The sequence below is a fragment of the Bradyrhizobium sp. genome (genome assembly GCF_049512235.1).
In the GTDB taxonomy this organism is placed as follows: domain Bacteria; phylum Pseudomonadota; class Alphaproteobacteria; order Rhizobiales; family Xanthobacteraceae; genus Bradyrhizobium.
This window is the reverse complement of sequence record NZ_JBEKXH010000472.1, coordinates 1-5,007: the sequence shown is the minus strand read 5'-3', so window position 1 is coordinate 5,007 and position 5,007 is coordinate 1. Positions and strand designations below refer to the sequence as shown.

The window sequence follows — 5,007 nt, the reverse complement described above, 5'->3', positions numbered from 1 at the left end:
ACCCGTGCGGTGATGTCGCGGCGCGACGAGGCGTTTGCGACCGGCATCGATGTCGATCGGGTCTCGGCCGCAGCCTTCGGCATCGGATTGGGTCTTGCAGCGGTGGCCGGCGTGTTCGCGCCCTTCATGTTTGGCTCGGTGACGCCGGCGTTCGGCGCGGATGCGACCGTCACCTCCTTTGCGATCGTGGTGCTGGGGTCGCTCGGCAACCCCCTGGGCACCGCGCTGGGGGGCGTGGTCTATGGCCTCTGCTACATGCTGGTGCAGACCTATCTGAGCTCATGGGCCGACCTTTTGCCCTATGTGCTCCTGATCTTCATCCTGCTGCTGCGTCCGAGCGGGCTGTTGGGAAGGCGGGTGCGCGTTGCCTAGCGCCCTCAAGCACGCGCTGTTCATCGTCCTGCCGCTGCTCGCGGTCTTTGCGGTGCTGCCGGGCGTCTACCAGAATCATCTGTTGCTGTTCAACTTTGTCATTTTCCTGATCCTCGCCCAGGGCGTCAACATCATCTACGGTTTTACCGGCTATCTGCCGTTCGGCTATGTCGGCTTCTTCGGCGCCGGCGCCTATGGGTTTGCGATCCCGGTGATTTATTTTCAGGCCCCCGCGGTGCTCGCGGTGCTGGCCGCCGGATCGGTCGGGGTCGCGCTCGGCCTTCTGCTGACGCCGCTGTTGCGGCTGTCCGGCGCTTATTTTGCCATCGCCAATCTCGCCGCCTCGCTCGCGGTGCTGCACTTCGTCGCCAATCCAGCACTCGAGAGTATCACCCGCGGGCCCTATGGTGTCTCGCTCACCGGCGCCTTCAATCCGGCGCTGGCCTATTCGGCTGCGCTGATTGTGCTGGCGCTGACGCTTGCCGCCGTGGTGTTCCTGAAAAACTCGCGCTTTGGCCTGGCCTTGCAGGCGGTGCGCGAGGATGCGGTCTCGGCCTCGATGGCCGGCGTCGACGTGGTGCGGATGCGGGTGATCGCGTGGCTATTGTCCGCGCTGGTGGCCGGTCTCGCCGGTGGGGTTTATGCCTGGTATGTTTCGGTATTCTATCCCGACAATGTGTTCAGCGGCGATTTCAGCATTTTTGCCATTGTGTTTGCGTTGTTCGGCGGAGTTGCCACGATTTCCGGCCCGATTGTCGGTGTCCTCATCCTCTATGGCATCTACAATCTGATCGGCTTCACCACGCCGCAATATTTCCAGCTGATCTATGGACTGTTGATCATGGGGCTGGTGCTGTTTCTGCCCGCCGGCCTGGTGTCGCTGGCAACGCGGAGGGGATGGCATGTCCCCTGACGACGCGCCCATACTCAAGGTGACAAAACTGACGAAGCGCTTCGGCGGTTTTTACGCGCTTGACGGACTGAGCTTCCATGTCGCGCCGGGCGAGATCCTGGGCCTGGTCGGGCCGAACGGCTCCGGCAAGACCACCGCGATCAACGTGATCTCCGGTCTCTATGCGCCCGACGGCGGCGAGGTTGTACTGGATGGGACATCGATCGGCGGTGTCGCGTCGCACCAACTGGTGCATCGCGGCATCAACAGGACATTTCAAATTCCAAAACCCTTTCTGTCGCTGACGGTGCGCCAGAATGTCGAGGTCGCGCTGGCCTACGGGCGGGCCGCGGGCGCGCCGCCTGAAATGACCGCGCTGCTCGAAGAATATCGACTGGCCGATGTGGCCGACCGGCCGGCCGCCGACCTGAACAACGCGCAGCAAAAGATGCTCGATCTGGCTCGCGCGCTGGCTACCCGTCCGCGGCTCCTGCTGCTCGATGAACTCGCCGCCGGGCTCAATCCGGCGGAGCTCGACTGGATCGCCGGGCGCATCAAGGCGCTGGCGCAAAGGGGGATGGCGATCATCGTGGTCGAGCATCTGATGGGGTTCATCGAGCACATCACCGATCGCGTCATCGTCATGAACGCCGGCAAGGAGATTTTCGAGGGCAAGCTCGCGCTCGCGGTGCAGGTGCCGCAAGTCATCGAAGTGTTCCTCGGAGGCGAGCATGCCGCCTGAAGCCACACCTCTGCTGCAGGCGGCCGGCGTCGATGCCGGCTACGGCACCATGCAGGTGCTTTGGGGCGTCGACCTCGACGTGCGCATCGGCGAAACCGTGCTGCTGCTCGGCGCCAACGGCGCCGGCAAGACCACATTTCTCAAATCGCTGGTCGGCTTGATCGAGGCGCGGCACGGCAGCATCAGACTCGCGGGCGAAGATGTGACGCGAACGCGCTCCAGCGACCGGATGCGGCTCGGCATGACCTACATGTCCGAACTCGCGGTATTTCCCGATCTCTCGATCGACGAAAACATCCGTGTCGGCGCCCAGGCGCTTGGCCACGCCGGTCCCGGCGCCCGCGTCGAGGAGCTCTACGGCGTATTCCCGGTGTTGCGCGAAAAACGCCGCGCGCCGGCATCCAGCCTGTCGGGCGGGCAACGCAAGATGCTCGGCATCGCCAAGGCGCTTGCCGCCGAGCCGCGGCTATTGGTGATGGACGAACCCTCGGCCGGGCTGTCGCCCTTGTTCGTCAAGGAAGTCATCCGCATCCTTGGCGAACTGCGCGGGCGTGGGCTGGCGTTGCTGATCGCCGAGCAGAATATCGGTTTCCTCGAAGTGGCGAGCCGGGTATTTGTACTCGAGAGCGGGCGCATCCGCTTTTCCGGCACGGTTGCGGAAATGACCGACAATGAAGCGCTACGGCGTGCCTATTTCGGGCTGAGGTGATGCCGGCGATCAGCATAGGATCTGGCGCGGGCCATCACGCGGCGACAAGGCGACAACACAATGGCAAATACTCCGACACTGGCCGCCCTGGCGGATGATCTCGACAGCGGCCGCACCAGCGCCCGCAAACTGGTCGATGCGTGCCTGGCTGCGATCAAAAATCCCGCAGGCGAGGGCGCGCGGGCCTTCATCCATGTCGGCGCCGAAGCGGCCATCGAGGCGGCCGAAGCGATGGACCGGCTGCGCGAGGTGAAAGCCGCGCCGTCGCCTTTTGCCGGCATTCCCGTCTCGATCAAGGACCTGTTCGACATCAAGGGGCAGGTGACCCGCGCCGGTTCGCGCGCCCTCGACGATTCACCGCCGGCGGAGGCCGACGCGCCGGCAGTGGCGCGGCTGCGCCGTGCCGGTTTTGTGGTGATCGGCCGGACCAACATGACCGAATTCGCCTATTCCGGAATTGGGATTAATCCGCATTACGGCACGCCGAAGGGCAAATGGCAGCGCGGGGTGGGTCATGTGCCCGGCGGATCGTCGTCGGGCGCGGCGGTGTCGGTCGCCGACGACATGGCGCATGGCGCGCTCGGCACCGACACCGGCGGATCGTGCCGGATTCCGGCGGCCTATAACGGCATCGTCGGCTTTAAGCCGACGCAGCGCCGCGTGCCGCGCGACGGCGCCGTACCACTTTCCTTCAGCCTCGACAGCATCGGGCCGCTGGCGCGCAGCGTCGGATGTTGCGCAATACTCGACGCGGTGCTTGCCGGCGAGGCGGTCATTCCGCTGCAGCCCCGCCCGATCGGGGACATGCGGCTGGCCGTGCCGACCACGATTGTGCTCGATGAAATCGAGGATGAAGTGGCGCGGAGCTTCGAACGGGCGCTGGAGCGACTGTCGCGCCAGGGCGCGCTGATCGAGCGCATCGCGGTGCCGGAATTCCTCGATGTAGGGGTGATGAATACCAAAGGTGGTTTTGCGGCGGCGGAAAGCTATGCCTGGCATCGCTATCTGATGGTCAGTCACGGCGACGTCTACGATCCCCGGGTGTTCATCCGCATTCTGCGCGGCGAAACCATCAGCGCCGCTGACTATATCGATTTGCTCGAAGCCCGAAAGTCGCTGATCGCGCGCGCCACGCTGCGCCTTTCGCCCTATGACGCGCTGGTTTTGCCGACCACCGCCAACACGCCGCCGCGCATTGCGGATCTCGGCGATGACAAGGCTTTCACCAAAGCCAACCTTCTCTCGCTGCGCAATTGCGCGATGATCAACATGATCGACGGCTGCGCGATTTCGCTGCCCTGCCATCGCGAAGGGGATGTGCCGGTCGGTTTGATGCTGGCGGGATCAGGCGGGTCGGACCGCCGCATTCTTGAACTGGCGGCCGCCATTGAAGATGTCATCCGTGGTTAAAGGTACTTTGCGCCTGCTTCGTCATCGCGAGCGAAGTGCGTAGGGTGGCAAATCATTGGCGCACTTGCGCCGAGCCCACCAACCGGCTTCGTAAGGGACGCAGGCTCTCTCGCTCCCCTCCCCACCACTCGCTTCGCTCGCGGGGGGAGGGGAGCGCACTGCCGGCGCGGCGGGAGGGGCTCTATCCATGACGCGCGGGCCCCGTGGGCCTTTGCCCATCCTACGCCCTGCCGCAAATCGGGTGGCGCGAAGTGGCTCAATTTGCGAGACTGCGGTCATGAGATCAATCGCAAATACCATTGCTCACGCTGCCCCCTCCGACATCGCCGCGCGCGTCGGCGCGATCGACTGGTCGCAAGCAACGAGCGATCTCGACGCCCAGGGCTGCGCCGTCCTGAAGGGGCTGCTATCGGTCGAAGAATGTCGCGCGCTGGCTTCGCTCTATCCGGACGATCGTCATTTCCGCAGCCGGGTAGTGATGGGACGGCACGGGTTCGGGCGCGGCGAGTACAAGTATTTTTCCTATCCGCTGCCTGATCTGATCGGAGAATTACGGCCGGCTCTCTACGCGCGGCTCCGTGATGTCGCCGATCGCTGGAACGAGGCCATGGGTCTCGACATCCGTTATCCCCAACACCACGAAGCGTTCCTGAAACGCTGCCATGACGCCGGCCAGAGCCGGCCGACGCCGTTGTTGCTGCAATACGGCGCCGGCGACTACAACTGCCTGCATCAGGATCTCTATGGCGAGCACGTGTTCCCGTTACAGGTCGCGATCCTCTTGTCGGAACCCGGCCGCGACTTTACCGGCGGCGAATTCGTGCTGACCGAGCAGCGGCCGCGCATGCAATCGCGTCCCGAGGTGGTGCCGCTCGGGCAGGG

6 protein-coding genes are annotated in these 5,007 nt (G+C 64.4%); all 6 read left to right on the top strand.

Features of this window, described 5'->3' with window-relative positions:
- Nucleotides 1–372: ABC transporter permease subunit (locus tag ABSG20_RS29765; protein WP_423868037.1), on the top strand; the 372-nt coding region annotated here is incomplete at its 5' end.
- Nucleotides 365–1,285 carry a branched-chain amino acid ABC transporter permease gene (locus ABSG20_RS29760; protein ID WP_423868036.1) on the top strand — a complete coding sequence of 307 codons (921 nt, stop codon included), beginning with the start codon at nt 365–367 and terminating at the stop codon, nt 1,283–1,285. The genes ABSG20_RS29765 and ABSG20_RS29760, both read left to right, overlap by 8 nt.
- On the top strand, nt 1,275–2,006 hold the full coding sequence (locus ABSG20_RS29755) for an ABC transporter ATP-binding protein (protein ID WP_423868035.1): 732 nt from the start codon (nt 1,275–1,277) through the stop codon (nt 2,004–2,006). Before ABSG20_RS29760 ends, ABSG20_RS29755 begins: the two co-directional genes overlap by 11 nt.
- Nucleotides 1,996–2,715, top strand: coding sequence for an ABC transporter ATP-binding protein (locus ABSG20_RS29750; protein ID WP_423868034.1), 720 nt, complete (start codon nt 1,996–1,998; stop codon nt 2,713–2,715). Before ABSG20_RS29755 ends, ABSG20_RS29750 begins: the two co-directional genes overlap by 11 nt.
- A 60-nt stretch (nt 2,716–2,775) precedes the next feature.
- The gene (locus ABSG20_RS29745) at nt 2,776–4,125 is read left to right on the top strand and encodes an amidase (protein ID WP_423868033.1); all 1,350 of its coding nucleotides are present in this window, start codon (nt 2,776–2,778) and stop codon (nt 4,123–4,125) included.
- Between the two features lie 277 nt (nt 4,126–4,402).
- Nucleotides 4,403–5,007: 2OG-Fe(II) oxygenase (locus tag ABSG20_RS29740; protein ID WP_423868032.1), on the top strand; the 605-nt coding region annotated here is incomplete at its 3' end.